Source organism: Tsukamurella strandjordii (assembly GCF_039525985.1).
GTDB lineage: Bacteria > Actinomycetota > Actinomycetes > Mycobacteriales > Mycobacteriaceae > Tsukamurella > Tsukamurella strandjordii.
In genome coordinates this window covers 71632-97962 of the sequence record NZ_BAAAII010000003.1, presented here as the reverse complement: position 1 = coordinate 97962, position 26331 = coordinate 71632, and the positions used below count along the sequence as shown (strand labels likewise).

Annotated in this window: 26 protein-coding genes and 3 pseudogenes; 19 read left to right on the top strand and 10 right to left on the bottom strand. The window is 67.8% G+C overall.

All coding sequences use genetic code 11. From position 1 onward, the window contains the following. Nucleotides 1-155: 155 nt before the first annotated feature. Together ABD108_RS05925 and ABD108_RS05920 are read right to left on the bottom strand one after the other, a co-directional pair. Complete coding sequence (locus ABD108_RS05925; protein ID WP_343929772.1) at nucleotides 156-614, bottom strand: hypothetical protein; 459 nt, start codon at nucleotides 612-614, stop codon at nucleotides 156-158. Nucleotides 615-1059: 445 nt separating this feature from the next. After that, nucleotides 1060-1338, bottom strand: coding sequence for a hypothetical protein (locus ABD108_RS05920; RefSeq protein WP_343929771.1), 279 nt, complete (start codon nucleotides 1336-1338; stop codon nucleotides 1060-1062). Nucleotides 1339-2219: 881 nt separating this feature from the next. Here ABD108_RS05920 and ABD108_RS05915 point away from each other — a divergent pair. The 4 genes from ABD108_RS05915 to ABD108_RS05900 all read left to right on the top strand — a co-directional run bounded on the left by ABD108_RS05915 (nucleotide 2220) and on the right by ABD108_RS05900 (nucleotide 5944). Further along, complete coding sequence (locus ABD108_RS05915; protein WP_343929774.1) at nucleotides 2220-3017, top strand: ParA family protein; 798 nt, start codon at nucleotides 2220-2222, stop codon at nucleotides 3015-3017. A gap of 11 nt (nucleotides 3018-3028) precedes the next feature. After that, nucleotides 3029-3376 carry a hypothetical protein gene (locus tag ABD108_RS05910; protein WP_343929770.1) on the top strand — a complete coding sequence of 116 codons (348 nt, stop codon included), beginning with the start codon at nucleotides 3029-3031 and terminating at the stop codon, nucleotides 3374-3376. An 879-nt stretch (nucleotides 3377-4255) separates the two neighbouring features. Continuing rightward, nucleotides 4256-5557, top strand: a complete 1302-nt coding sequence (locus tag ABD108_RS05905) for a DUF1173 family protein (protein ID WP_343929769.1) — start codon at nucleotides 4256-4258, stop codon at nucleotides 5555-5557. Next, nucleotides 5558-5944, top strand: a complete 387-nt coding sequence (locus tag ABD108_RS05900; RefSeq protein WP_343929768.1) for a hypothetical protein — start codon at nucleotides 5558-5560, stop codon at nucleotides 5942-5944. 299 nt (nucleotides 5945-6243) lie between these two features. On the opposite strand, the gene ABD108_RS05895 is transcribed toward ABD108_RS05900, so the two are convergent. Then, the gene (locus tag ABD108_RS05895) at nucleotides 6244-6648 is read right to left on the bottom strand and encodes a hypothetical protein (RefSeq protein ID WP_343929767.1); all 405 of its coding nucleotides are present in this window, start codon (nucleotides 6646-6648) and stop codon (nucleotides 6244-6246) included. Nucleotides 6649-6767: 119 nt separating this feature from the next. Here ABD108_RS05895 and ABD108_RS05890 point away from each other — a divergent pair, with 119 nt between their 5' ends. From ABD108_RS05890 to ABD108_RS05865, 6 genes are all read left to right on the top strand, one after another. After that, nucleotides 6768-7628, top strand: coding sequence for a hypothetical protein (locus ABD108_RS05890; RefSeq protein ID WP_343929766.1), 861 nt, complete (start codon nucleotides 6768-6770; stop codon nucleotides 7626-7628). A gap of 100 nt (nucleotides 7629-7728) precedes the next feature. Then, nucleotides 7729-8544 (top strand): hypothetical protein, encoded by an 816-nt coding sequence (locus tag ABD108_RS05885; RefSeq protein WP_343929765.1) that lies wholly within the window; start codon nucleotides 7729-7731, stop codon nucleotides 8542-8544. 348 nt (nucleotides 8545-8892) lie between these two features. Further along, nucleotides 8893-9090 (top strand): hypothetical protein, encoded by a 198-nt coding sequence (locus ABD108_RS05880; RefSeq protein ID WP_114514613.1) that lies wholly within the window; start codon nucleotides 8893-8895, stop codon nucleotides 9088-9090. Then, nucleotides 9087-10262: a tyrosine-type recombinase/integrase gene (locus ABD108_RS05875; RefSeq protein ID WP_231706774.1), complete on the top strand. Its 1176-nt coding sequence runs from the start codon at nucleotides 9087-9089 to the stop codon at nucleotides 10260-10262. Before ABD108_RS05880 ends, ABD108_RS05875 begins: the two co-directional genes overlap by 4 nt. After that, nucleotides 10259-11275 carry a recombinase gene (locus tag ABD108_RS05870; RefSeq protein ID WP_114514612.1) on the top strand — a complete coding sequence of 339 codons (1017 nt, stop codon included), beginning with the start codon at nucleotides 10259-10261 and terminating at the stop codon, nucleotides 11273-11275. The genes ABD108_RS05875 and ABD108_RS05870 overlap by 4 nt, the downstream gene beginning before the upstream one ends. A 340-nt stretch (nucleotides 11276-11615) precedes the next feature. Next, on the top strand, nucleotides 11616-11801 hold the full coding sequence (locus tag ABD108_RS05865) for a hypothetical protein (RefSeq protein ID WP_146489357.1): 186 nt from the start codon (nucleotides 11616-11618) through the stop codon (nucleotides 11799-11801). Nucleotides 11802-11816: 15 nt separating this feature from the next. On the opposite strand, the pseudogene istB (ABD108_RS05860) reads toward ABD108_RS05865, so the two are convergent. Further along, a pseudogene (gene istB, locus ABD108_RS05860) lies at nucleotides 11817-12302 on the bottom strand (IS21-like element helper ATPase IstB); the annotation flags it as partial. 134 nt (nucleotides 12303-12436) lie between these two features. Here istB (ABD108_RS05860) and istA point away from each other — a divergent pair. The 3 genes and pseudogenes from istA to ABD108_RS05845 form a co-directional block, all read left to right on the top strand. Next, nucleotides 12437-13978, top strand: coding sequence for an IS21 family transposase (gene istA, locus ABD108_RS05855; protein WP_343929773.1), 1542 nt, complete (start codon nucleotides 12437-12439; stop codon nucleotides 13976-13978). Continuing rightward, on the top strand, nucleotides 13978-14769 hold the full coding sequence (gene istB / locus ABD108_RS05850) for an IS21-like element IS1415 family helper ATPase IstB (protein WP_343929764.1): 792 nt from the start codon (nucleotides 13978-13980) through the stop codon (nucleotides 14767-14769). The genes istA and istB (ABD108_RS05850) overlap by 1 nt, the downstream gene beginning before the upstream one ends. A gap of 267 nt (nucleotides 14770-15036) precedes the next feature. After that, nucleotides 15037-15759: pseudogene (locus tag ABD108_RS05845) on the top strand (IS3 family transposase); the annotation flags it as partial. Between the two features lie 322 nt (nucleotides 15760-16081). Here ABD108_RS05845 and ABD108_RS05840 read toward each other — a convergent pair. The 3 genes from ABD108_RS05840 to ABD108_RS05830 all read right to left on the bottom strand — a co-directional run bounded on the left by ABD108_RS05840 (nucleotide 16082) and on the right by ABD108_RS05830 (nucleotide 19384). Next, entirely contained in the window at nucleotides 16082-17149 is a 1068-nt protein-coding gene (locus ABD108_RS05840; RefSeq protein WP_343929762.1) for a GGDEF domain-containing protein, read from the bottom strand. A gap of 208 nt (nucleotides 17150-17357) precedes the next feature. After that, nucleotides 17358-18101 (bottom strand): hypothetical protein, encoded by a 744-nt coding sequence (locus ABD108_RS05835; RefSeq protein WP_114515100.1) that lies wholly within the window; start codon nucleotides 18099-18101, stop codon nucleotides 17358-17360. A gap of 239 nt (nucleotides 18102-18340) precedes the next feature. Continuing rightward, a complete protein-coding gene (locus ABD108_RS05830; RefSeq protein WP_146489216.1) occupies nucleotides 18341-19384 on the bottom strand; it encodes a ThiF family adenylyltransferase in 1044 nt (347 codons plus the stop codon). 128 nt (nucleotides 19385-19512) lie between these two features. Between ABD108_RS05830 and ABD108_RS05825 the strand changes: the two genes are divergently transcribed. Together ABD108_RS05825 and ABD108_RS05820 are read left to right on the top strand one after the other, a co-directional pair. Next, nucleotides 19513-19902, top strand: coding sequence for a hypothetical protein (locus tag ABD108_RS05825; RefSeq protein WP_331456366.1), 390 nt, complete (start codon nucleotides 19513-19515; stop codon nucleotides 19900-19902). After that, nucleotides 19899-20027 (top strand): hypothetical protein, encoded by a 129-nt coding sequence (locus ABD108_RS05820; protein ID WP_331456365.1) that lies wholly within the window; start codon nucleotides 19899-19901, stop codon nucleotides 20025-20027. Before ABD108_RS05825 ends, ABD108_RS05820 begins: the two co-directional genes overlap by 4 nt. Before the next feature lie 91 nt (nucleotides 20028-20118). On the opposite strand, the gene ABD108_RS05815 is transcribed toward ABD108_RS05820, so the two are convergent. Beyond that, nucleotides 20119-20313 (bottom strand): hypothetical protein, encoded by a 195-nt coding sequence (locus ABD108_RS05815; RefSeq protein WP_146489215.1) that lies wholly within the window; start codon nucleotides 20311-20313, stop codon nucleotides 20119-20121. Between the two features lie 28 nt (nucleotides 20314-20341). Continuing rightward, on the bottom strand, nucleotides 20342-21805 hold the full coding sequence (locus tag ABD108_RS05810) for a sugar transferase (protein ID WP_343929761.1): 1464 nt from the start codon (nucleotides 21803-21805) through the stop codon (nucleotides 20342-20344). 238 nt (nucleotides 21806-22043) lie between these two features. On the opposite strand from ABD108_RS05810, the gene ABD108_RS05805 reads away from it, so the two are divergent. From ABD108_RS05805 to ABD108_RS05790, 4 genes are read left to right on the top strand one after another with little or no spacing between them, the layout of a single operon-like run. After that, the gene (locus ABD108_RS05805; RefSeq protein ID WP_114515097.1) at nucleotides 22044-23300 is read left to right on the top strand and encodes a class I SAM-dependent methyltransferase; all 1257 of its coding nucleotides are present in this window, start codon (nucleotides 22044-22046) and stop codon (nucleotides 23298-23300) included. Continuing rightward, complete coding sequence (locus ABD108_RS05800) at nucleotides 23297-24076, top strand: glycosyltransferase family protein (RefSeq protein ID WP_114515096.1); 780 nt, start codon at nucleotides 23297-23299, stop codon at nucleotides 24074-24076. The genes ABD108_RS05805 and ABD108_RS05800 overlap by 4 nt, the downstream gene beginning before the upstream one ends. After that, nucleotides 24073-24729 carry a PIG-L deacetylase family protein gene (locus tag ABD108_RS05795; protein WP_114515095.1) on the top strand — a complete coding sequence of 219 codons (657 nt, stop codon included), beginning with the start codon at nucleotides 24073-24075 and terminating at the stop codon, nucleotides 24727-24729. The genes ABD108_RS05800 and ABD108_RS05795 overlap by 4 nt, the downstream gene beginning before the upstream one ends. After that, a complete protein-coding gene (locus ABD108_RS05790) occupies nucleotides 24726-25742 on the top strand; it encodes an NAD-dependent epimerase/dehydratase family protein (RefSeq protein ID WP_114515094.1) in 1017 nt (338 codons plus the stop codon). Before ABD108_RS05795 ends, ABD108_RS05790 begins: the two co-directional genes overlap by 4 nt. A gap of 29 nt (nucleotides 25743-25771) precedes the next feature. Here the strand turns inward: ABD108_RS05790 and ABD108_RS05785 are convergent. Continuing rightward, nucleotides 25772-26323: pseudogene (locus ABD108_RS05785) on the bottom strand (dTDP-4-dehydrorhamnose 3,5-epimerase family protein). Nucleotides 26324-26331: the final 8 nt, after the last annotated feature.

Below are 26331 nucleotides of genomic sequence, written 5' to 3'. Positions count from 1 at the left end.
GGTGCGGGAGCGCAGCGACCCAGACATGGAGTGCGGCCCGCACGGGGCCGCCCCATGCACTCCCCAAGGCGTTGTTCGCGTGCGATCGGGCTCGGGGTCGGTGTTCGGGGTAGGCACGCCGACGGGGCCACCGTGGTGGGTGGCCCCGTGTCGGGTCAGGAGGCGATGAGCCATTCGGCCTCGTCGTATCCAGGCAGGTCGTTGATGAGCCTGGCGGTGAGGACGTCGAGGTAGTTCTTGGCCTCGGAGGTCTCCCAGTCGTCAGCCTCGCAGCATTGGTAGATCAGGCCGCGGATGGCCTTGAGCAGCTCCACCGCGTTCCGTGATCGGCGGGTCGGCCGGGCGTGGTCGTAGATGTAGAGCTCGTCCTCGTTGTATCGGTCGTTGACGCCGCGGGCGTTGGCGTCGACGAGCATCTGCCCGACGGCGCCGGCGCTTGCGTCGGTGAGCTGGCGGTAGATGAGGCCGTGCCATCCCGGGTGGATCCCGTTCTCGGGGCTGCCGGGGATGTTCTCGCTGTGCTGATCGGCCGGCCAGGCGAGGACGCCCATCTGGTCGAGGCCGGCCTGAACGAGGACGCGGATGTGTTCGATGTCAACGATGCAGCAGCTCATGGTGTTTCCCTTCGGTGGACCTGCCGGGGTGGCGGGTGACGCACACAGAGGGACCGGCGGGGTGGGCGCTGCAGGGCCGGAGAGTGAACCGCGGGCGCGGCGAGTTTTTCCGGGGCCCGGCAGGAAGGCGTAGCCGCCGGGCGTTGGAGGGCTCGTCGCGCTCGCGGTGAGCGTGCCTTGCGGCGGTCGGGGTCCTGTCGGTCACGCTGGGTGAGTCGCGCGCTCCCCTTCGCGACGCGCGCTCGAGGACCCGGCCGCGGTCACCAGCCGCCTTGCGGGCCCGGCCACGGTCGCCGCGCAGCCCCCTTCAGGGGGTTGGGGGTGCGGGAGCGCAGCGACCCAGACATGGAGTGCGGCCCGCACGGGGCCGCCCCATGCACGCGCCGGGCGGTCGTCGGCACCGGCGGCCCGGGTGGGCTCGTGCCGGTGCCGGGCGGCCGTGGTGCTAGCTCGGGTCGGTGAGGCTCCACCACTGCTGCATGCCCCAGGCGGTGAAGCCGGCGGTGTAGACGGTGGTGTTGTGGCCGACGAGGTCGGCGAGGGCGGGGCTGGTCTCGGCGGCTTCGAAGAGGAAGGCCGGGAACCGGGCGGCGCCGCCGGCGGGGTCGTCGGTGTGCATCTGGGTGGCGTGGGCGATGCCGTCGAGGCAGCCCTGCTTGGCTGCGCGGATAACGGGGCTGTCGTGGTCGGTGATGGTGAACTGGGCGAGGTCGATGGCGGTCATGGTGGGCCTTTCGGTAGGGCGCCCCGTCGGGGTGGGGCGCTGACGCGGCTCGGTCGACCGGCGTGAGGGTGGGCCGTCAAGCGGGAGGCGCCCGCCGGGAGGCCGATTTCAGCGAGCGCAGCGAGTGCGGGTTGAAATCGGTCGGAGACGCACGGCCAGCGGGAGCGCAGCGACCAGAGGACGGGCGGGGCGGATCAGCGCCGGAGCTTGATGGCTCGGGCCCCCACGACGGTAGGCTGAGAAGCGTTGCGCTCCCCCAACGCAATTCGCGCTCGATCACCCAGCCACGGTCACCAGCCACCCTGCGGGCCCGGCCACGGTCGCCGCGCAGCCCCCTTCAGGGGGTTGGGGGTGCGGGAGCGCAGCGACCCAGACATGGAGTGCGGCCCGCACGGGGCCGCCCCATGCACGCGCCGGGCGGTCGTCGGCACCGGGGGGCCTGAGAGGTGAAGCGTCGTTCTAGTGCATTGCACTGCAATACACTGCATTACACTGCGGTAGCGGCAGTTCACTCTATTCATGCCGCTGGAATGCGCTACTACGCATTGACGTGCATGAACACACGACGCAACGCTATCGACTACACCGCAGTGTGCTGCAGCGCACCGCCACGCATCGCTCCGCTTCGCAGTGCATTGCACCGCATCGCACTGCAATACACTGAGAAGTGTTGCACCCGACTCTATTGTGTCGTACCGTAGTGATACGGGCTGCACGGAGTGGCACTGCATTCCACTCCACCGCACTGCACCGAGTTGTTATGCGATGCGTCGTATCGCGCCGCATCGGAACGCAATGCGACACGTAGCAACACGCTGAAGTTCACTTCATCCGACTCCACTGCAATCGGATACGATGCAACTAACCTGAAAGGTAAGCATATGACCAGCTCACCTCCTGTTTACGCTGTCGCGAACCAGAAGGGTGGCGTCGGAAAGTCTGCGACCGTCCTCGGTCTGGCTGCTGCGATCTCACATGCCGGCGGGCGCGCGCTGCTCATCGACCTCGATCCACAGGCAAATATCACGACGGGACTCGGTGTCGAGGTGGGTGAAGACACGCCGACGATGGGCGATCTCCTGGCGGAATACGTCGAGGGGTCCGCTCTGGACATCAAGGTATCGACGCCGTGGCCGGGCATCGACCTGCTGCCGGCCGACCTGGGCTTGGCAAATCGCGACACCGATGGCGCACAGGACGTCCCATTCCGCCTTCGCGCCGCATTCGAGAACGTAGACCTCAGCGAGTACGACGCCGTCTTGATCGACTGCCCGCCGAGCCTTGGGCGCCTGCTGCTCAACGGTCTGTACTACGCGGACGGAATGATCCTCGCTACAGAGGCGATGATCGACAGCGTCCGAGGGATCGAGAACATCGTGAAGACGTCCCACTTCATTCAGAAGCAGGTCAATAGCAAGCTGGCGATCAAGGCCATCGTCATCACCCGGCGCGAGAAGAACGGCGAGCAGGACTTCCGCGAGAGCGAGCTCCGCGAATCGTACGGGAGCCTTCCTGACGGTGGCCTGGTTGCACGAACGGTCACACCGAAGCGCGCCGCCTGGGGCGATGCCCACGGTACCGGCCAGTCCGTCTTCAACTTCCGTGGCGACGGTGCACTCGCTCTCCAGATTGCGTTCACCGATCTGGCCAATGAACTCGACCTGATCCGCACGAAGTAGAAGGAGTTCCCGTGGCGATCGAACGCAAGAAGGTCACCAAGCACTACGACCCGCACCCCGCTGAGGCCCTGAGCAGTCCAGAACCTGCAGAGTCCTCGAGCGCCTTTGCGCCGCCGGACTTGCCGACGCCGCCTCGAGTCTCCGCTTCGGGACTCGTCAGCTCGGTGGGCCAGGCGTCGGCGTCGGACGAGCCGGCGCCCGAGCCGAAGGTTCCGTCCTCGTTCCGGCTCCCGCGAACTCTCCTGGATCGTCTCGACGCAGGCGCAATCGCGATTCCCGCGGCTCTTGGTCGGAGAGTGTCGAAGAACCAGCTCGTCGAGAACGCTATCGACGAGTACCTAACTCGGTACGGACTCTAGATTGCTGCAACGCACTGCGATGCAGTGCATTGCAGTGCTATACATCTGAATAGCGCGCGCCGCTCGTGCTCGGCGCAACAAGTGTGGCGGCAGCGACAGTGGTCGTCTGATACTTCGACCAAGTGCCGAGTTCGCTCGGCAAGGGTCGCAGCCACACCGAGGAGCACGAGCATGAAAGTCGCACGCCGATTCGTATTACCTGCACTTTTGGCGGTTCAGATGACGGTCGGCGTCACGTGGTCGCCGGCGTCGGCCGTCATGCTCGCGCCTGCGGATGGGAACGTCGAGGTGCTCTCACGATGCGTCGTGTATCCGACGAATGAGCCCTGTTCCCGGGGCATGGAACGTGAGCCCGGAGCGATCACACTTCCGCCAGTGTTCGTGCCACCTGTCGCGCCGCCGGGACCTTCCGGGTCCGGACCGAATGGAACTGTGCGCTACCCGGGCGGCCCTGGAGCTGCTGGTGACCGCTGAGCTGGGGACCGGTGTCACAGACGATCTCACTGCAAGGGATCGTCTGGCTACGTTGTTGCCGTGGGCTGTCTACGAGCGGGTCCGAACGTTGCCAGGGATCGGCAAGGACGCGTCGCCGTGGCTCGGTGTCGTCGGGCAGTCCGACGAGGGAGTGACGTTCTGGACTGATCAAGATGTCGTGGGTTGGATGCAGGATCCGATGCTCGTCCCGGGACTTGCAGCCGAAGAGTGGGATCGTTTCGAGGCGGCTTGGATTCTGCTGTCGGATCAGCCGAGTCGACGAGTTCAGGTGACGGTGCTCGGGGAGTTCGATAGCGCTCGGACGATGGTCATTGTCGGTGCGGTGGGCGCGAGGAAATGCGACCGCCGAGTCGGGCGAAGCGTATCGCTGACTCTGGGGCAGGGGTGGTTGCGCTGCTGCTCGGCGGATGGCGCCACGGATACGTGGAGGCGATCGCCATGAGCGCGATCACGCGGAGACGAGGTGTGCTCGTCGGTGGAGTCTGGCTCGACGAGGGCACAAGCGACGATGAACTGCAAGCTCGTCTGGGCGCAGCGTATTCGTTCCACGAGCGCCCGCGCTGCGGGTGCTCGAGGCAGCGCCCGGAGCTGTACATCGCTCGGGTGGGATCACGGTTCATCCTCAAGCGGATGCCTGGATCAGGGGACGGGCATGATCCGAGTTGCCAGTCCTGGTCTGCGCCGGAGGCTCTCACTGGTATCGGCCGAGTCCTCGATGCAATTCGTGTGCTCGAGGATGGAACCGTCAACGTCAAGCTGGACTTCTCGCTGTCGAGGCGACCAGGACGGGGCCGGCCGCCGGCACCGTCGACGAAGGAATCGAAAGTCGTGCACGCCGATGGTGCGAAGCTGAGCCTGCGCTCGTTGCTGTGCTGGCTGTGGGACGAGGCCGAGTTCACGTCGTGGTCGCCCGGGATGGCCGGCAAGCGCAGTTGGCGCGCGATCAGTTGGCACGTCCGCGGAGCCGCGATGGATAAGCAGACACGCAGCGGGTCGCTGGGGGACAGGGTTTGGCTTCCCGAGCCGTGGGACAGCGAGCACAAGCAGCAGATCGCGGCCCGCCGCCAGGACGCTTGGCGGTTCGCACGCGAGCAGAAGGGAAAGACGACCCAGCTGATCGTGTTGATCGGCGAGGTCAAGAAGCTCGAGATGGGCAAGTTCGGCCAGACCTTGTTGACGCTCAAGCATCTGCCGGGCGTCCCGGTCGTTCTCGACGAAGACCTGCAGCGGCGAATGGAGAGCAAGTTCGCCGACGAGCTCGAGCTGCGCGCCGCCGACGACACCGTTCACCTGGTCGCGGCGGCGACGGTCTCGATCGGCCGCACTGGTCTACCGCACGCACAGGAGTTGACCTTGTTGACGATGACGGGGGAGTGGCTGCCGTTCGAGAGCTTGCAGCAACGTGAGGTGATCGAGACCGCGGTGTCGGAAGGGCGGCGGTTCGTCGTCGGGCAGCGGTATGACCTTCCTGCGGCGGCGGATGTGCCGGCGATCGTGCTCACCGACACTGCCGGGCCGTCGCCGACCCCGGTGTACATCGGCGATCCAGACCCTGCCGCCGACGACGACCTGATCGAGACGACGGAGGCTGTCTTCCGGTGGAACGGCGATTCGCCGCTCGCGCTCCCTGCAGCAGCTTCCGGTCACGGGCCGGCCGTGCGGGCGTTCGCTACGGAGGCGGTCTAGATGGGAGAGCCGACCGCTGTTCTCGACATCGCCGAAGCGGACGAGCTCGAGGAGGCGCCTGCCGGCGCGACGGGCAGCATGGGCGATTCGCGGGCTTTCCTCCGTGCCCTCGTGGTGATTCTGCTCGCTGCCCTGGCACCACTCGGCGTCGAGGTCGCGGTGATCGCGAGTCGGTCCGCGCCAGCGCTCGTCGCTTCTGCTGCGGTGCAGCGGCCGGCGTGGCTGGCGACGTCTGTCGCTGGCCTGGCGGGCGTCGCGATGGTCGTGATGTGCATGGCTGTTCTGAGCGTGCACACCGGAAGCGTCCGGTGGGCTTCTCGTGCCGTTGATCTGCTGCGTGTCGAGTCGATCGCGGTGCTGGCTGTCCTGGCCCTCGCGCTGATCTGAGTGCGCTGCTGCAGGCAGATGCACGCATAGGTCAGCGCCGACAACCTCGCACGGAAAGCCAGCGCGGGCCGGGCTTCTCCGCACTCTCGCCCCGATGCGAACGCCAGTGCACGCGGCCGCGCACGCGGACCTGGATCCAGATCGAGAATGTGTCCGGATCGATCATCACCGCTGGCCCGATCGCCATAGCCGGAAATGTTACAGTGCGAAACAGGCGGTCAGACGTGGTGAATGCACCGTGTCCGGATCCGATCTGGCAGGGGGCACCGGCACCGCAGCCCTACCGGCGCCCCCGGGCGTCACCAGCCGAACGTGGCCGTACTGTCCAGCGGTGTGACCTTGTAGCAGGTCGGCGTGCTCTCGGCGAGCTTCAGGCGCCGCTCGCCGTACGCGGGGAGCGGATTCGCCGGGTTGGCGGCGTGGTCACGCTCCTTTGCGTCGAATGCGCCGTTCCTGTCCGCGATGTCGTCTCTGGCACGCTGGCGCCCAGCCAGCGCGTCAGCGACGCTGCCGAAGCAATGCTCACCGACGGAGGTGAGAGCGGAGAGCGGAGCGTCGACGGGGTGCAGGGTGGCACCCGCCGGCACCGAGGGTGCGGCGGAGCTCGGTGCCGCGTCGCCGGTGTTGGGGCCGTCGCATCCGGCGATCAAAGCGCCGACGAGGACAGCAGTCAGAGTGGGCAGGGTGTATTTGCGATTGGTCATGAGGGGGACCTTGGCACATTCCGCCGGTTAAGGTGGCCCGCGGCGCGTTCACTGCATCGTGGTCAAGTTTGGATGCGCGGACCCGGCGATCTCGCATCACTGAGCCGTACGATCAGGCCATGGCAGCAGAGACACCGGGGACTATCGCCGCCGTCCAGGCGCTAGGGGATGCTCGGTTCATCGAGGACGCATGGACAGCAGCGCGGCGAGATGCGGAGGCGCTGGCGATCGTGGAGTGCCGGCGGCGTTTCACCATGCCGGACGAACAGATCTCGAGCTTCCTACAGCTCGACCTCGAGCGTGTACAGGCCGTCCGTGGGATCGACATCGACGCTTGGTACGCCAACGGACCGGACCAGTTGCAGGTGCGCTTCCGCAACGAACTGCTAACCAGGTACGGGCTCGACCGGTTCATCGTCGCGGAGACGAAGCCACCTGCCGGTTCCACCATCAACCGGCTGCACGCATACGTGCACGACCACCCCGGCGTCCCATTGGCAACTGTCCTCGCACTGTTCGAAGAGGATCGCCAATTCGGCTGGGACGTAGCGGCGATGATCACTCACTCACCGGCGCTGGACGATTCAACCGGACAGCTCTACCCCGCCCTGTCGGTAGAGAAGATCCGTGAGGCGTGTCGAGATCACGAGATCTGGGTGGCCGCGCATAACGGCTGGGCACTGGTGATGGACGCGCCCCGCCTGGACTTCGCCGCGCGTCTTCAGCTGGAGGCCAAGCGCGCGAAGGTGCGACGCGATGCGGAGGAAGCACTGAAGGAGATCGAGCGGCAGATCCGGTGTATCGGCCCCGACGGGCGAACTTTCGTGCGGCCAGGGTCCGCTCCGAACGAAATGGTGACCGTATGGCTGGGCGGCAAGTCGCGCCGGTTCATCAGCAGCGACGACGGCAGCCCAGCGCGTCCGGTGCCCCCCGGGTGGGTGCGGGATGCGAATCACGGCGAACCCATCCCCGCAAGATAGCCCGCGGAGTCCGTCACGATCGCACAGCGGCATCGCGGGCGGCTTTCGCCTGCAGCGACAAGTGTGGCAGCGGCGCGGGGTGCAGTGCTGAACTTGCGAGGTGCCCACATACATCGCGCCCATCGCTGACGACGACGCATCACAGGCCGCCGGCCGCTCGTTCATGACCAAGATCCCCATCAGCCTCGCCGCTGCGGCGGCTGTCGTGATCACGCTCGCGAGCAGCGCGCACGCCGTCGCGACCCCCACCCCAGCCCCGGAGCCGAACCCTGCGGTACCTACGCTCAAGGTTCAGGAGCCCAGCGGCACAACGATCACCGACCCCGGAGTGATCAGGGTCGCTGACCTGCCGCTCGCGAAGACCGCGCAGTTCAAGCGGATCTTCGGACATGCCTACACCGCGAAGGTTCTGCACGGGATCTCGGCATGCTCTCCCAACGGTGTACCGGACGCCGGCCGGCTCGATCCGCGCGTGACCGCCGGCAGCAAGGCCTACATCGCGCCCCTGACCGCCAGCGGTGACACACGCGGCTGGGCCGCGTTCCTGTCCGTATCGACCTACCCGTCGACCGCGGCCGCCTCCTCCGCCCTGCAGGCCTACCGCGCCTACCTCGAGAACTGCCCCGCGGCCGACCCCAAGGAGCTCAGTCGCAGCGGCGGCGCCGGCGCGTCCTCGCACGATCCGACCACCACGCACACGAGCATCGCGACCAAGGACCACTGGATCGAGGCCTTCGCCGTCTCCACCAGCCGTGGCGTCGTCGAGGTCGTCTACACCAAGCCCAAGGGCACGCCGGCCGCGTTCGGCGCCGATCCCCGATCGACCTTCGCCGCGCTCAAGGCCGTGGACATCGCCACCTTCCTCGAGAACATCACCACGGACCCGCTGCCGTCGGGCATCACGTCCGAGAAGTAGCAGCACCGCGCCGCCGGGCGGATGTTTGACTGCCTGACCTGGGCCGTTCAGTAGCTTCGCACCCTCGGCGCCATACCAGGCCGCCCTGCGGATGGCGGTCCCTTCTTCGCACACGCGTCGATCGCGGCGCGCACGACTCTGACCTGCGCGCCTGCGGTATTGAGCACGGACAGGCCCGCGCCCGCAATGCCAGTTCAGTGCGACCGGGCCAGCAGCTGGAATCCAGGTTCCGTGCGTCCGCTCTCCTGGTTACCCAGTATTTTGATGCGATAGCACGCGGGAATTTCTATTCCCGCAGACAAAATAGACACTATGCAGGTCACAACCTATTTGGTAGCGTCTGTAGGCATGAACGCGCAGGTGGGCACTCGCGACGCAGCCACGGTGTGCCCGTGGTGCTCCGCCAGCGTGGCCACGACGGTGTGGCCCGGGGAGGATGAGCCGGTGTTCGTCGACCACCCGCTGCCGGCGCCGCGCGGGCGCCTGCGGTGCCCGGCGTCCGGGCTCACCCGCTCCGAGGTGGAACCCGGCGGCGGTTCTCGGTGACCGAACCGTCGAGCGACCTCGCGTCACGTGACACCCTGATCGACCACGACGGCCTGGTCGCGCTGCCGCCGGAGATCCTCGCCCGCATGGCCGAGGTCGTCGAGCACGCGCAGGCGTCGGGCACCAGCCGGGCGTACCACGCCGCGTGGACCCGGTTCGAGGACTGGTGCATGGACAGCGGCTACCGCGCGCTCCCCGCGGCGCCGGAGACGATCGCCGCATACCTCGTCGTCGCCCGGGACACCCTCACCGAGGCGGGGGAGCGGGCGTACGCGCCGTCGACGCTGAGCAAGTGGGTCAGCGCGATCGCCGATCGGCACCGCCGCGCCGGCATCACCGACCTTCCGACCCGGCACACGCTGGTACGCGCGACCCTCTCTGGGATCAAGCGCGAGTACGCCAGCGCGGGGGAACGACCGCGCGTGCCGCGCGCGCCATTGCTCACCGACGACATCATGGACCTGGTCACCACGGCGCGCGAGCAGGTCTACGGGTGGGCCGACGCGGTCGTCGAGCGCCGTGACAGTGCCCTGCTGCTCGTCGGCCTGGCGACCAGCATCCGTCGCTCCGAGCTGGTCGCGCTCACCGGAGCGGACGTGCAGCTGCACCGCGCCGACGGCCTGCACGTGACCGTGACGCGGTCGAAGACCGACCAGGAAGGCGAAGGGCGCCTGCATCCCGCGCCGCGCGCCGAAGACCCGCTCCGGTGCCCGGTGTGCGCCGCGGTGCGCTGGGCCGAGGTCGTCGCCGCCAGCGACCGCTACGGCCGCCGCGGCGTCATCCGCGTGCTCACCGCCGCACCGTCGCTGGAGGCGACTGGGCACGTGTGCAGCGACCCCGAGGCGGTCGTCGGCTGCTGGGTCGCGGCCCGCCGCCCGTTCTTCCGGTCGATCCGCCGCAACGGCCTGGTGGGCGACCAGGCCCTGGCCGCCTCGTCCGTGCACGCCATCGTGCGGCGCCGCGCGCAGCGCGCCGACGTCGACCCCGCGGTCGTCGCCCGGCTCGGCGCACACAGCCTCCGCTCTGGGCACGTCTCGCAGGCCCTGCGGAACGGCGCCACCTTCGAGGAAGTGATGGCGCAGACCGGCCACACCAACGTCGCCACCGTGATCCGCTACCGCCGCGAAAATGCGCCCCTGGTAGGCAATTCCGTCACGAAACTCGGCCTATGACTACGCCTGCGGTGGACGGATTCGGTGTGCGCGATCGAGCCACCTGGACGCTCTGGGCCGACTGGTGCGCCGCCGTCGACGAGCACTCGATTCCCGCGTCCCCCGACGTGCTCGCCCGGTTCATCGCCGCCAACCCCGCAGCACCCCGCACGCAACGGCGCCGGGTCGCCGTGATCAACGGCGCGCACCGCCGCGCCGGCCACCGTCCACCCGGCCTCGCCGAGACGGTGCGCGAGCACATCGACTCCTCCCGCGCGGCCCGCCGCCGCCAGCTCACCGCGATCGCGGCCGACATCATCACCGCGGCCGACGCCCGCGCCATCGAGGGATGGCCGGCCAACCTGTTCGTCCGCCGCGACGCCCTGCTCCTGATCCTCGCCACTAGCGGCATCCGGCCGACCGCGATCGCTCGCACCGCCGCGGGCCAGGTCCACGTCGACGACACCACCGACCAGCTGCACGTCACCACGGACGGCGAGACCTTCGCGACCGATCCCGCGCTCCGCGGCCTCGGCGTATCCCCGACCACGGTCCTCGAGGAGTGGCTGGCGCTCCGTGCGCTCCAGCACCACGTCCCCAGCCCGAGCATCGCCGCCGTGGCGCTCCGCGGCGACCCGACACCCATGGTGCCGGCCCTGCCCGACACCGCGCCCCTGTTCACGCCGCTCGACAGCTGGGGCGCGCCTCCGCTCGACACCAGCCTCCACCTCAGTGCTCCCGTCGTCTCCCACCTGCTCCGCGCCCACCTCACCGACGGGGCCGCGCCCCACCGCCGGATCGCGCAACGTCAGCACGCCCACACGGAACCGATCCCAGCGACACCGATCGTCGGACCTCCAGCACCGCTCGACCCGACCAGCTGGGAACGCGGGCTCGCTGCCCGCCGCGGCGCTCAGCTAGCCCTCGCTCACGTCGATGACGTCCTCGACGACCTCGACACCCGAGCAGGAGCACTCCTCGAGGACCTACTGCGCATCCTCGACGACGCAACCGAGAACGGAACCGATCCCTGAGCTGGTGCGTCCAATTCGTATGAACGAAGCATAACTCCGGGCCCGCGCCCTCGATGCACTCCTCGCCGCCGAAGCCGGCCGGTTCGACCCAACGGTGCGCACCAGCCCAGAGCTCGACACCCGCATCACCAACGCGATACGCCACGTACACCCGATCCCGGTGCCAACGCGACAGCGGGCATAATTCACCGAGGGCATCCCCCCATGCCCTTCAGGCGTCCCGCAGCGCCGTCGCAACCTCCCCCCGCGACCGGCGCGCGGGGCACCACCACCCTCTTTCGCTGCACCAACCTGACTGCGCCACCCGGACTTGTCGGAGTGCTGGTGTATCACCTGAGCCATGAACGCGACCGCCGATCAGGCTGCAACCAGCATGGCTCGCTATATCGCCAATTCTGGTCGCTCGCGGCTTCAAATCGAAGTCGCAGACCACCTACAGGCCACCTACGGCTCCGCGGCGGTCTACACCGACCCGATGTGTCAACGCCGGGCGAATCCTGAGCAGCAAACGACGACTGAAAACTGAGCAGCTGTCTGGTAGTTAGTCGCGATCCTTGCCGAGGAGCTCGCGGCGGGATCGAGTGCGGTAGCTGTCGCCGGAGAGGGTGAGAACCTCGGCGTGGTGCACCAGCCGGTCGATCATCGCTGCTGCGACGACGTCGTCGGAGAAGGTCTCGCCCCAGCGGCCGAACGGCAGGTTGCTCGTGACCATGATCGAGCCCTGCTCGTAACGCGTGGAGACGAGCTGGAAGAACAGGTTCGCCGCGTCCGGGTCGAAAGGGATGTAGCCCAACTCGTCGACGATGATCAGCTTGTAGCGGCGGATCTTCTTCAGGTCGGCCTCGAGGCGGCCGGCCTGATGCGCGGCGGTCAGCCGTGCGATCCAGTTCGTCGCCGTATCGAAGAGCACCGAGTAGCCGTTCTGCGCGGCCTTCACCCCGAGTCCGATGGCGAGGTGGGTCTTCCCGATTCCGGGCGGGCCGAGCAGGATCACGTTCTCGGACTTGGCGACGAAGGTGCCGGTCGCTGTCGGCGGTCATCGTAAGCTCCCCACTGGCGGCCATTTACGGCGCATTTTGTGGCCATGATTTCTCCCCGGGGACGGCCAGATAGTTCCCCACCCCTGTGATGTGAGTGCTGCCCGGCGACGACGCTGGGTGGGTGAAATCGAGCAGGGAGATCATGGAAATTTTGGAGGCGTACGACCTCACGGGTAGTTATCGGGCGGCGGCGGAGCTCGCTGGGTGTGATCACCACACGGTGGCCCGGTATGTGAAGATGCGCGCTGCTGGGCAGCCGCCGGACCGCCGTCGGCATCGGGCGCGGGCGATCGAGGACTTTCTGCCGAAGATCGAGGAGTTGGTGGTCCGCTCACAGGGCAAGGTCCGCGCCGATGTGGTTCACGAGCGGATTACCGCGCTCGGGTTCACCGGCGGTGAACGCACGACGCGCCGGACGGTGGCGGAGGCGAAAGCGCAGTTTCGGGCTGGTCGGCGGCGGGTGTATCGGCCGTGGGTGACCGAGCCGGGGTTGTGGTTGCAGTACGACTTCGGTGACGGGCCAACAATTTCCGGGCGGAAGACGACGCTGTTCTGCGCATGGTTGGCGTGGTCGCGGTTTCGGGTGGTGATCCCGATCTGGGACAAGACACTGCCCACGGTCGCGGCGTGTTTGGATGCGACGTTCCGCCGCCTGGGCGGGGTCCCGGTTTACGTGCTCACCGACAACGAGAAGAGCGTGACGATCGATCACGTCGCCTCCATCGCGGTCCGCAACCCGGAGATCGTGGAGGTGGCACGTCATTACGGGACGACGCTGCGCACGTGCTTGCCGGCTGATCCGGAGTCGAAAGGCGGGTCGGAGGCGACGGTGCGGATCGCGAAAGCTGATCTGCTGCCGAAGGAGGTGAATCTGCGCGAGCAGTATCACTCCTTCGGTGAGCTCGAGGCGGCATGCCGGCAGTTCTGCACCGATGTCAACGACCGCGTTCACAGCGCTACCCGGCGGCGGCCGGTTGAACGGCTCGCGGAGGAGGCGCACCGGTTGCACCCGCTGCCCAAGACACCGTTCACCGCGGTGTTCGGCACCACCCGACGGGTGAACTGGGACTCGACGATCTCGGTGGAGGGGGCGCGGTATTCGGTGCCCCACAAGCTGATTGACACCCGCGTTTGGGCACGTTTCCACGGTGATGAGTTGATCGTGACCGCCGCCGACAACGATGACGGCGCGGTCGAAGTGGCCCGGCACCATCGGGGCCAGCCCGGGTCTCCGGTCCTCGACGATGACCACTATCCACCTCGCCCCGACCGCGACGCCGCTGATCGGACGCCGAAGCCCCGCACTGCCGCCGAGCTGGCGTTTCTGAGTCTGGGGCCGGGCGCAAATTCCTGGCTGGTCGAAGCGGGAGCTGCGGGAGTGCGCCGGATCAGGGCGAAGATGGCCGAGGCAGTGGACCTGGCCAAGCTGCACTCGCCGGCCGCGGTGGACCGGGCGCTGGGAACGGCGGCGATGACCGGCCGCTTCTCGGACCGCGATCTGATCTCGATCCTTGACTACCAAGCCGCTCACGAGCACGCAGAACCGGTGCGGCGCAGTGAGAACCACACCCTGCAACCGGGCACCGCCGCCTGGTCCACCTTCGGCCAGACACCGACTCCAGCGATCTCTGCTGCTACTGACGATGAAAGTGATAACGCCTGATGAGCACACCCCTGCGCACCGTGACCGGCACTAACGGCGACCCTCTCGCCGAAGCGATCGACCTGACCAAACGCCTCAAGCTGCCGCATATCCGCCGCTCGTTGACCGACATCATCCCGACCGCGAAAGCCCAGCGCTGGGACCCCGCCGAAGTCGTCCGGGTCTTGCTCGCTGAGGAGGCCGCCGGACGGGACCGGGCGAACCTGCACACCCGACGCAAACGCGCTGGTTTCCCCACCGGCAAAACCTTCGGCGACTGGGACGAAACGAAGTCCTCGATCCCCCGCGCTACCCAAGATGCGCTGCGCACCCTGGAGTGGGTCGGCAGGCGTGAATGTTTCTGCGTCTGCGGTCCTTCCGGCACCGGCAAGTCCCACTTCACCGAAGCTCTCGGGCAGACGGCAGTCGAAGCCGGGCTCGCCGTCTCGTGGTTCACCATCGAAGACCTCGGCGCCCTGGTCCGCCGGCACCGCGCCGACGACTCCATCGCCCGAGCGCTCACCCGGATCATCCGCTCCGACCTGATCATCGTCGACGACATCGGCCTGCTCCCGGTCTCCGAAGACGCCGCCGAAGGGTTCTACCGCCTCGTCGACGCCGCCTACGAACGCCGCGCGATCGCCGTCTCCAGCAACCTGCACCCCTCCGGCTTCGACGAAATCATGCCCAAAACGCTCGCCACAGCCACCGTTGACCGACTGCTGCACCACGCCCACGTCGTCGTCACCGACGGCGACTCCTTCCGCCTCACCGAAGCCACCACCGGCAAGGGGGTGCGCCCCTTCAGCTAACCCAGACCAGAGAAACGGGTGGGGAAAACCACTGGCCGCCACCGGGGAGAACCCGTGGCCACCAGCGGGGAGATCTACTGGCCGACTACGGGGAGAACTTCATGGCCATTGACAGTCGCCAAGTGCGCCAACACGTCACGCCGCAGACTCGGTAGGTGTCAAACGCGCATCGGCGTATTTCGCGCGGGAGAATGTCCTCCCAAAATAGGGTTCTCGCTGGTCCATGAGCTCGCCGCGGACGGATATCCCGTCGCGGTGGCCTGCGAGATGCTGAACGTGTCCACGTCGGGGTATTACGAGTGGCGTGATCGTCCCGCCTCGGTGCGGGATGAATCGGATGCTCACTTGGCGAACGTGATCCGCGATATCCATACCGGGTCGCGGGGCTGCTACGGATCGCCGCGGGTGCATGCGGAACTGCGCCTGGGCAGCGGTGAGCGAGCCGGCCGTAAGCGGGTCGCCCGGCTGATGCGGCTGCTCGGCATCGCCGGTATCGGAGCTCGCCGCAAGAAACGCGGCAGGCCGGCCCCGGCGGTGCACGATGACCTGCTGCAACGGCGGTTCGTCGCGGAGCGGCCGGATCAGATCTGGTGCACAGACATCACCGAACACCCCGCCCGCACGGGCGGCAAGGTCTACTGCTGCGCCGTCCTCGACACGTATTCGAGGCGGATCGTCGGCTGGTCCATCGCCGATCACATGCGCACCGATCTGGTTGTCGACGCCCTGCAGATGGCGCTCTGGCGACGCAACCCCGACGCCGGGACGATCATGCATTCAGATCGTGGAAGTCAGTATACCTCTTGGGTTTTCGGTCATCGTCTGCGCTCAGCGGGGCTGCTCGGATCGATGGGTCGCGTCGCCTCGTCGGTGGACAACACGATGATGGAATCGTTCTGGTCGACAATGCAACGCGAGCTGCTCGACACCCGCACCTGGGACACCACCGAGCAGCTCGCTTCCGCGATCTTCGAATGGATCGAAGCCTGGTACAACCCGCACCGCCGACACTCGAGCACTACATCCTGCGATCACTACTGCACTCCGGTCAGCTCGCCGACCGGGTCAACGCACTCTGAATGGGAAGAGCCCGTAAAGGAGGTCACCGGTAGCAGGGGCGGTGGTCAGGGCGAGATCTGTATTCGCCATACGTCAAGAATACCCCAGGCACCTCACTAATGCGCGTCCAACTTGGATTAGTAGTATGGGGGATGATCTAACGACCTAATCGAACCGATTATCCGGTCTGGGAATCCAACCACCCGCCAATAGGTATGCAACGTGGGCGCCAGTGAGAATTATTAGAATCCTTTCACGCCTGATCGATCGCATATTCCACGACGACACGGTTGCGGCCTGCTTGTTTGGCTGCGTACATCTGTCGGTCCGCTGATTTGATGAGGTCGTCAAAGAGTGCCACTGGTTTGTTTGCGCCAACGTCAGCACTACAGGTAAGGGTCTCCGGGCCAAGAACCGGTGTTGGGTGCATGACAGCACCGATGCTGACAGTGACCTCGCCGTCGCAAGCTATCGCGATACGGATCTGCTCGGCTAATTGCTCGATCGACTCGAGCTGATCGACCGGCGTCACGATCAAGAACTCTTCGCCACCGAGTCGAGCCGTTACCGCATCCGGCCCGGCGAGGCTTACGAGGCGGCTGGCGGTCCGGACTAGAACCTCGTCGCCGTGTGCGTGACCGTTGACGTCGTTGATGGATTTGAAGTTGTCGATATCGATCGCCAGGAGACCAACTTTCTGGTTGGAAGCGAGCAATCGAGCTGCGTGATCGCTTAGCCCGCGGCGATTGAACACACCAGTGAGGGGATCGATCCGACCGAGCTCTATCTGAACCCGGAGGAGGTGCTCCAGCGATCGGCGGAATCCGAGAACGATAAGCGTCGGGAATAAGGTGGCCAGAGTAGCGACACCGAACCGGACGAGGGCGACTGCGGGCTCATCCCGCTCCGAAGCAGCGTGCGCGACGATGAAGAACAGCGCGCCGACCTGGAACGCCACTACCACTACCGCCCGTGACTGCATTGCCGCGAGTGCGGGTATAGCTGCGTTCAGGCAGAGTATCACGCTCGCCGCAGGGGCGTCTGCCACCAGGAATGAGGCCAGCCCGATGCCGAACATTCCGCCCGAACTGAGCGCGATGAACGTGCAATCGCTGACCGCCGGTCGCGCCCGGACCACGACGATGAACGACAACACGCTATAGAACCAGATCCCGGACAACCAAGGTAGAGCGCCCGGGACCACCAGGCCAGGATCGACTAGTGCCAGTAGCGGCAGGGGAACCGCGCCGCCAACACTGAAGAGGAGGCCGAGCGAGCGGAGATCGAAGCCGAAGTAGATTCCGCCCGTGAAATCGGACATCGGTAGTCTACCGGATACATCAGGTGACTGCTTCATCTTCGGTCCACCTTCTGCCGTGCGCAGCGCGGCCTCATACACAGCCTCGCACTGGAGTCCTCCGTACCAAAGCACACACTGTATTGCATCCCTCATGCAGCCGGTTCAATGGGTGCGATTAGGCAGTCATTGAAACGCCGGTTGTCGACGTGGCCGCGGGTGCATGTGCTGTTTAGCCTGCAGACTGCAGGTTAGATCCAAATGCCTCGTGGAACTCGGTCAGCATCAGCGGCCACAGGCCGGGCTCGGCGTCGGCGCGCAACCGGTCCCGATCCCAGAACATCACCTGGGTGCGGTACTGCGGGCCCGGGTACGGCGTAGCGGGGATCGACCGGTCGATCCGGCCGCCGCCCTGGGACCACCGCTTGAGCACGTGCTCCGCCGCCGTCGCCATCATGTACCGCGCGTCGGTGAGCGCCATGACGATCAGGCCCACGCGGGACAGGAGGTTGGCAACGCCACCCGCGCGCTCGTCGGTGAGCCCGACGTAGGCGGACTTCACCTCGATGAGCCCTCCGTCGAGCCGCGAGTCGATGGCGTCGACGAGGAGGTGCAGGCTCGGCTGTCCCGCCCACTCGATGAGTGCGTGCGATTCGGCCGCGCTCGAGTACGTCCCCTGCATCCGGTGCCCCGCGACGACCCGGCCGGTCTGGTCGTCCACGATCGCGCAGAACAGCGTCGTCGACGAACCGGTCTCGACCTCGTGCCGATCGAAGGCTTCTTCGACGCCCCAGGACCGGTACGCGCGCTCGACGCCGTCGAGGTACTGGCGCCAGAGGTCCGGGCGGCGCGCGGGGGTGTCCAAGATGCAGGTCACGCCGGTGCGGCGATCGACGAACTCCACGCCGTGCTCGGGAAGAGGCGTTGCGGCGGGTGGACCGGTGACCGCGCGGACGAGGGCAGAATCGATGGTCATGTGTGTTCCTTTCAATTGTGACGACGCCATGTCGTATTCTTGACCGAGAGCGGTATTCGATATCGGATCGAATGCTCAAAGGGTAAACGCGCAGGATTGGATGAGAAGTTCTGTCGCGAACTTTCCAATGACGAAAACCGCATCACGCGGTGGTGTCGTGAACTGTGCGATCGCAGACCGACAAGACGTACTGCGTTCAGCTGGGGTGCAAGCGCTCGGGCGATTACCCGATTCGCACGTCAGTTGTGTGTAGTAGTGAATTCGGAACGCAGCAGATAGCGCCCCGTGGCGAGCTCGTGGCCCGTGCAGATCAGCCTGGCGGCGTGGGCGGCCACAGCACCGGAGTGCATGGCGGTGCTGCCGAGCTGCGGCCACGAGCTCAGGCTCCGCCCGACCTCGCCGGCGACCTCCAGCATCCGGGGGGTGACGACGTCGGCGAGGAGGGCGCCGGCGAGCGCGACCGCCGTACTCGGCTCCCGGTCGCGCAGTTGATCGTCACTGAACGACGCCAGACGGTCGCCCAGGATCGGGGTGTGCTCGTCGATGTCGAACCGTTCGACGTCGAGTACCACGTCGTCACCGAGATCCGTCGCCATCACCACCGGAATGCGGAGCTCGCGTGCGCGCCGGCGGAGGGCCACCTTCATGTGGATGCCGTCGATCTCCTCGATCAGCACCGAAAGCTGTTCGTCCCCCGAATCCCCACAGAGAAAAGAATCGATGTCGGATTCGGATATTCCTTGCGGAAAAGTGTCGACCGACGCGTACGGATCGCATTCGAGTAGCCGGCGACGCAGTGACTCGGTCTTGGCCGTGCCCACGTTGAAAGCGGAGTCGACGATGCGATTGAGATTGGTGATCCCGAGTTCGTCGCCGTCGCCGATGCGGAAGCGACGGACCCCCGTGAGCTGGCACGCGGTCGCGGCCGACGAGCCGACACTGAGCCCCACGACCCCGACCAGCGACGCCGACCACGAGGCCTGGTCGGCGTCGGAGATGAGGTGGCGATTTCGGGCGGTCCGGAGCAGGTGGTAGACGTCGGACCGGGGCAGGCGGGCGATCGTCCGCCGCCACTTGCACACCACGTAGCGGCTCAGTTCCTCCACGCGCTCTTCGTCGCCCGGGTCCCAGGCTTCGGGGCATCCGGCCGGCGGCTGCGGCAGGGCGGCGAGCGCGGTGAGTTCCGGGCCTCCGGCGGACCAGCCGTCCACGAGGTCGAACCCTGCGGCGCGCAGCTCGGTCACGCGGGCGTCGGCCTCCGGACCCGGAACGAGGATCTCCATGGATGTCACTCCTGAAAGCGGTGCGCGGCTCGTGGTGATGAGCACCCTACGCGGATCATTGGGCCGCCGCGTCGTCACGCCCGAACAGGGAGGGGCCGGTCGTCGGGGCCGGCGGTACTCTCGATCCGGTGGGCGTGAGGCGGGGAGCGAGGCTCCGGCGGTCGGTCTGGGGGCTCGCCGCCGTGATGACGGTCGTGGTCGCGACGGTGCTCTCGGCGGGGTGGCTGGTGTACGGGCGCTCGTCCGAAGATCCGCTGACCCGGGTCGACGCGATCGTCGTGCTCGCCCCCGAGCACGACGGCCGCGAGGAGTACGGATTGGACCTCGCGCGGGCGGGCTACGCGGGAACGGTGGTCCTGTCCGATCCGTACGGCAGCGGCGCCCCGCTGATGGACCGGCTGTGCGCCGGGGACGCCGGCGGCATCCGCGTCCTGTGCGAGACGCTCGAGCCAACACGACCCGCGGCGAGGCGATCTTCGCCCAGCGGCTTGCCGAGCGGTACGGATGGTGCTCCGTGATCGTGGTCAGCTGGGGGTACCACCTGGTCCGCGCGAGGTACGTCTTCGGGCACTGCTTCGACGGCGGCACCGTGATGCGCGCGGTGCCGCGGCAGTACCGGTTCAACCTCGCGGACTGGCGCTGACGTACAGCTACCAGGCGGTGGGCATGCTCAAAGCCTTCGTCCGGGGCGACTGCCGGGCCTGATCCGCTCCATACCGCGATTGCCGCGGAACCTATCGTCCTCCGGCCATCCGCTCCGGCAGGCCGCCGACGGCCCCGGAGAGCACCCCGAGCAGGGCGCAGCCGACGACGGTCACGACGAGCTCCCGCGCGGCGAAACCCGCATCGCCCAGGGGCCGTCCCGATGAGTGCCCAGCGCGCGGTTCGGGTCGCGATGGCGGCGCGGTGCGGCTCCGGTCGTCGGTCACGGCCACCACGGTAGCGTCCCGGTCCGTGTCAATACGCGCCGTCGCTGGCCAGGACCGCGCGGACGGTGCGGACCACGATCATGAGGTCCCGGGCGAGCGACCAGTTCTCGACGTAGCCGACGTCCATCCGGATCGACTCGTTCCAGCTCAGGTCGGAGCGGCCGCTCACCTGCCACGCCCCGGTGATGCCGGGTTTCACCAGCAGCCGCCGGCGCATCACGGGCGAGTATTCGTCGACCTCGCGACCCAGCGCCGGGCGGGGGCCCACCACGGACATCTCGCCACGGAGCACGTTGAAGAACTGGGGGAGTTCGTCGATGCTGTAGCGCCGGAGGAACCGTCCCACCCGGGTGACGCGCGGATCGTCGTGCATCTTGAACAGCGCGCCGCTGCCCTGGTTCGCCGCGCGCAGGTCCTCGAGGCGTTGGTCGGCGTCCTCGAACATGCTCCGAAACTTGATCATCTCGAAGGGCGCGTCGTCTTCGCCGATCCTGGTGGACCGGTAGAAGACCGGCCCGCTGCTGTCGACCTTGATCGCGACGGCGGCCGCGATCATGACGGGGGCGGACGCGAGGATCGCGGCGGCCGAGAAGACGATGTCGAACAGCCGCTTCGCGAGTGAATCCGCGCGCGCGTGCTGGGGCATCGCGATGTGCAGCATCGGCATGTCGCCCACGCTCGCGTACGCGATCCGGTGCCCGGCGATGTCGACGACGCCCGGGGTGACGATCAGCTCCACCGACAGCTCCTGCAGCTCCCAGATCAGGGTCCGCAGATCGCCGGGGCCGAGCGAATCCGTCGCGGTCAGCGCGACCACAGTGGCGCCCGTGGTGGTGACCGCGGCGATGACCTCCCGGTCGGTGCCCACGATCGGCACGACCTGCTCGCCGAGGTCGATCGTCCGGTGCGCTCGGCCGACCTCTTCGGGCACGCAGGCCCCCACGATGCGCGCCCCGGTCGCCCGCGCACGCCCGAGCGCGAGGCAGGTGGCGCGCACCGAGTAGTAGCCGCCGACGACGAGGGTCGGGGTGTCGTTGCGCGCGCGCCCGTCGGAGGCGCGCAGCCAGCTTTCGCGCACGAGTCGGCAGACCACGATCGCGATCAGGGCGATCGGCAGCGAGACCTTGGCCAGGCCGTCCAGGATCGGGGCTCGGACGAATTCGTTCAGGATGGCGGCTCCACCGAAGACGACGAAGGTCGTCACCACCACGTGCCGCAGTTCCGGCGTCCCGGAACGCAGGAGCGGAACCGCGAGGGCCTTCGACCACTGCAACAGGACGAACCAGAGGAAGGCTGCGGTTGCCGCCGTGAACGCGCTGGTCAGGACGCCGCCGCCGTGTTCGGTCGACCAGACCGCACCGGCCGCTGTGGCGATCACCGCGATCACCGCGTCGACGACGCCCCACGCCGCGGTGGACGGGGCGGACCTGTGGAGGCGCAGCGATGCCGGCTCCGAGCCGAACGCGGCCCCCTCCGCTGGGTGATCCGTCACCGCTGTACCTCTCGACGTCGCTGCCTGTCCCTGCCGTCGCGGTCTTCCCACTGTCATGAAGTAGCGCGAAGAAATCAGGTGTGATCGAGGACGATGTCAAGGGTCTTGAACATCGGCTTCCGTGTTGTGATATTACTCATGATGCCGAGCGGCTCTCGCCCGGAGTAGCCATGACGGGCCGATTATTGGTCATGTTAAAGTGTGTATCCACGGTGAGTGAGGAATGTCTCAGGTGTCGATGAATTGCCGCTTGTGCGGAGCGGACCGCTTGCACAGCGTGTTGGACCTCGGCGCCACCCCGCCGTGCGAGAAGTTCCTCACCGCCGACGAGCTGGACTTGCCGGAGCCCACGTACCCCCTCCACCTGCGGGTATGCGAGGAGTGTCTGCTCCTGCAGATACCCGCGCTGATCCTGCCGGAGGAGACGTTCACCGAGTACGCGTACTACTCGTCGTACTCGGACAGCTGGGTGGCGCACGCGAAACGGTTCGTCGACGCCGCCCGCGACCGGCTGGGGCTGGACCTGGGATCCGACAGTCTCGTCGTCGAGGTGGCCAGCAACGACGGATACCTGCTTCAGCACGTCGTGGCCGCCGGGATCCCCTGCGTCGGGATCGAGCCCTCGCAGAACGTGGGCGCCGCGGCCCGCGAGCGCGGTGTGCCCACCCACACCGCCTTCCTCGACGAGGGGACCGCGCAGGCCGTTCGCGCCGAGCACGGCCCAGCCGACCTGGTAGTCGCCAACAACGTCTACGCCCACATCCCCGACCTGCTCGGGTTCACCCGGTCGCTGCGTGCCCTCCTCGCGGACGACGGCTGGCTGAGCATCGAGGTGCACCACGCGCTGAACCTGGTCGAGCTGGGGCAGTTCGACACCATCTACCACGAGCACTTCCAGTACTACACCGTGCTCTCGGCGCAGCGCGCGCTGGCCACGGCCGGGCTCGCGGTCGTGGACGTCGAGCTGATCCCCACCCACGGCGGCTCTATCCGGCTCTGGGCCCGGCCAGAGGCCGCCGCGGGCGAGCCCGATCCTCGGGTCGCCGACGTGCTCGACCTCGAGGAGCGGGCCGGGCTGCACGCACTCGACGGCTACCTCGCGCTGCGCCCGCGGACCGAACGGGTCAAGCACGACCTGCTGCGGTACCTCTTGGACCGCAAGTCCGAGGGGAAGCGCATCGTCGGCTACGGCGCGCCGGGCAAGGGCAACACCCTGCTGACCTTCTGCGGGATCCGGGCCGACCTGCTCGAGTACACCGTGGACCGCAACCCGTACAAGCACGGCAGGTTCACCCCGGGGACGCGGATCCCGATCCACGCTCCGGAGCGGATCGACGAGGACCGTCCGGACGTGGTCGTCGTACTGCCGTGGAACCTGGCGGACGAGATCTCCGCGCAGCTGGCGCACATCGCGGACTGGGGCGCGGAGCTGGTGATCCCGCTGCCGGAACTGCACGTCTCCGATGCCGTACCGACGAAAGCGAGTCAATCATGAAGGTCGTTCTCTTCTGCGGCGGCTACGGGATGCGGATGCGCAACAGCCCGGACGACATGGTGCCGAAGCCGATGCAGATGGTGGGTCCGCGTCCGCTGATCTGGCACGTGATGCGGTACTACGCCCACTTCGGGCACAAGGACTTCATCCTGTGCCTGGGCTACGGGGCGAGCCACATCAAGGACTACTTCCTCAACTACCGCGAGACCGCGTCGAACGACTTCGTGATCCGCGGTGGCGACGTGGAGCTGCTCCAGTCCGACATGAGCGACTGGACGATCACCTTCGTCGACACCGGCCTCGAATCGGCCATCGGTGAGCGGCTGCGGCGCGTGCGTGCGCACCTGGGCGGCGACGAGTACTTCCTCGCCAACTACGCCGACGTGCTGAGCGACGCGCCGATGGACCGCATCGTCGAGCGCGTGCGCGAGAGCGGCGCCGCGGCGTCGATGCTGCTGGTCCCGCCGCAGTCGTCATTCCATTGCGTGGACGTGGACGAGTCCGCGCTCGTCACCGGGATCACGCCCGTCTCCAAGTTCCCGATCTGGGAGAACGGCGGCTACTTCGTGTTGACCCAGGAGGTCTTCGACGTGCTGCCCGAAGGGGGCGACCTGGTGGAGGACGCGTGCGGCGCCCTCGCCCGGGAGCGCCGCCTGATCGGCTACAAGCACAACGGCTTCTGGAAGCCCGCCGACACCTTCAAGGAGCGCGCCGAGTTGGACGCCGGCTACGGGCGCGGCGACCGTCCCTGGATGCTCTGGGATCACGCGCGGTGATCGCACTCGCCGCGCAACCGATCCGGGTGATCGCGGTACTCGGCGCGCACTGCGACGACATCGCCATCGGTATGGGCGGCACGCTGCTCACGCTGGCGCGGTCCCGGCCGGGCCTGCGGGTCCGTGCCTTCGTCGGCAGCGGCGCGGGCACCGCACGCGAGGCCGAGGAGCGCGCCGCCCTCGCGGCCTTCGCGCCCGGCGCGGACGTCGCCGTGACGGTGCTCGACCTGCCCGACGGCCGCGCTCCCGCCCACTGGGACCGGCTCAAGGACGCGCTCGCGGCCTTCCGTCGCGACAGCGCACCCGACTTGGTCTTCGCACCGCACCGGGCCGACGCGCACCAGGACCACCGGCTGCTCGCCGAGTTGGCGCCCACCGAGTTCCGGGACCACCTGATCCTGGGGTACGAGATCCTCAAGTGGGAGACCGACACCCCCCGGCCCACGCTGTTCCACCCGATCACGGACGAGGTCGCTGCGGAGAAGGTCCGCCTGCTGCACCGGCACTACCCGTCCCAGGTCGAACACGACTGGTTCGACGAGCAGTCCTTCGCGGGACTCTCGCGCCTGCGCGGCGTCCAGTGCCGCTCCACCCACGCCGAGGCCTTCCTCATCGAGAAGGCGGCGATCGACTTCGGAGGTTCCCCGTCATGAGAGTTCTCGTCACCGGCCACCAGGGGTACCTGGGCACCGTCTTGGTCCCGATCCTGCGGGCGGAGGGGCACGACGTGGTCGGCCTCGACACCGGCTACTTCGCGGACTGCGTTCTCGGCGGACTCGCCGACGACACCCCCACGATCGCCGTCGACCTGCGCGACCTGACCGTGGCGCAGTTGGCGGGCTTCGACGCGGTGATCCACCTGGCCGCGCTGTCGAACGACCCGCTGGGCGCCCTCGCGCCGGAGATCACCTACGACATCAACCACCACGCCTCCACCCGGCTGGCGCGCCTGGCCAAGGAGGCGGGCGTGTCCCGGTTCCTGTACGCCTCCACGTGCTCGGTGTACGGCGCCGCCGGCGACGGACTCGTCGACGAGGACGCCCCGCTGCGCCCCCTGACGCCCTACGCGGAGAGCAAGGTCCGGGTCGAGGACGACGCCGCGGCGCTCGCCGATTCCGGCTTCGCGCCGGTCTTCCTGCGCAACGCCACCGCCTTCGGCTTCTCCCCGCGGTTGCGCGCCGACATCGTGCTGAACAACCTGGTGGGCTACGCGGTGCTGACCGGGGAGGTCAAGGTGCTCTCGGACGGGACGCCATGGCGGCCCCTGGTGCACGCCCAGGACATCGCGCGCGCGTTCGCGGTGTGCCTGACCGCGCCCGTCGAGAACATCTCCTGCCGGGCCTACAACATCGGCACCGAGCGCAACAACCTCACCGTCGCGGAGATCGCCGAGTCGGTCGTGGCGGCCGTCCCCGGCTCGACGCTCAACATCACCGGCGAGGCGGGGGCGGACCCGCGCTCCTACCGGGTCGACTTCAGCCGCGCGCGTGAGGGGCTCGGGTTCGAGGCGGAATGGTCGATCCCCGACGGTGCCGCCGAGCTGTACCGCGAGTACACCGCGCGCGGCCTCACGTCGGAGGCCTTCTTCGAGCGGTTCACCCGCCTCGCGCACCTCGAGCACCTGCGCGCCGACGGCGCGCTCGACCCGTCGATGCGCTGGACCTGACGATGTCCGCTCCCCGATCCGCCCGCCGCTCAGGTCAGGCGGGCCAGCAGGTCCGCCCAGCCGGGTGCGGCGGCGTCCCGCGCCGAGACCGCGGTCACCGGCTCCGGCCAGGCGATGCCGAGCTCGGGGTCGTCGTAGGCCACCGCCAGGTCCTCCGACGGATCGTGCGGCCGGTCGATCCGGTAGCAGACGTCGGCGGTCTCCGTCAGCGCCTAGAAGCCGTGCAGGAACCCCGGGGGCACGTAGAGATGGTGGAAGTCCGCACCGTCGAGCAGGAAGGCCTGCCGGCGCCCGAACGTCGCGGACTCCGGGCGGATGTCCACCAGCACGTCGTGGATCGCGCCCTGCGCGCAGCGCACGAGCTTCGCCTCGCCGCGCCCGGCCCGGCCGTGCATCCCGCGGACCACGCCGCGGCGCGAGCGGGACTGCGAGTCCTGCACGAACGCCGCGGCCGCGGGCCGGCCGAGGTGCCGGTCGAAGACGTCGGCGTCGAAGGTCCGGGTGAAGAGCCCGCGGTCGTCGTGGTGCGGCTGCGGGACGAACAGGACGACGTCGTCCAGGTCTGTGTACTCGATGCGCACGGGGTGAT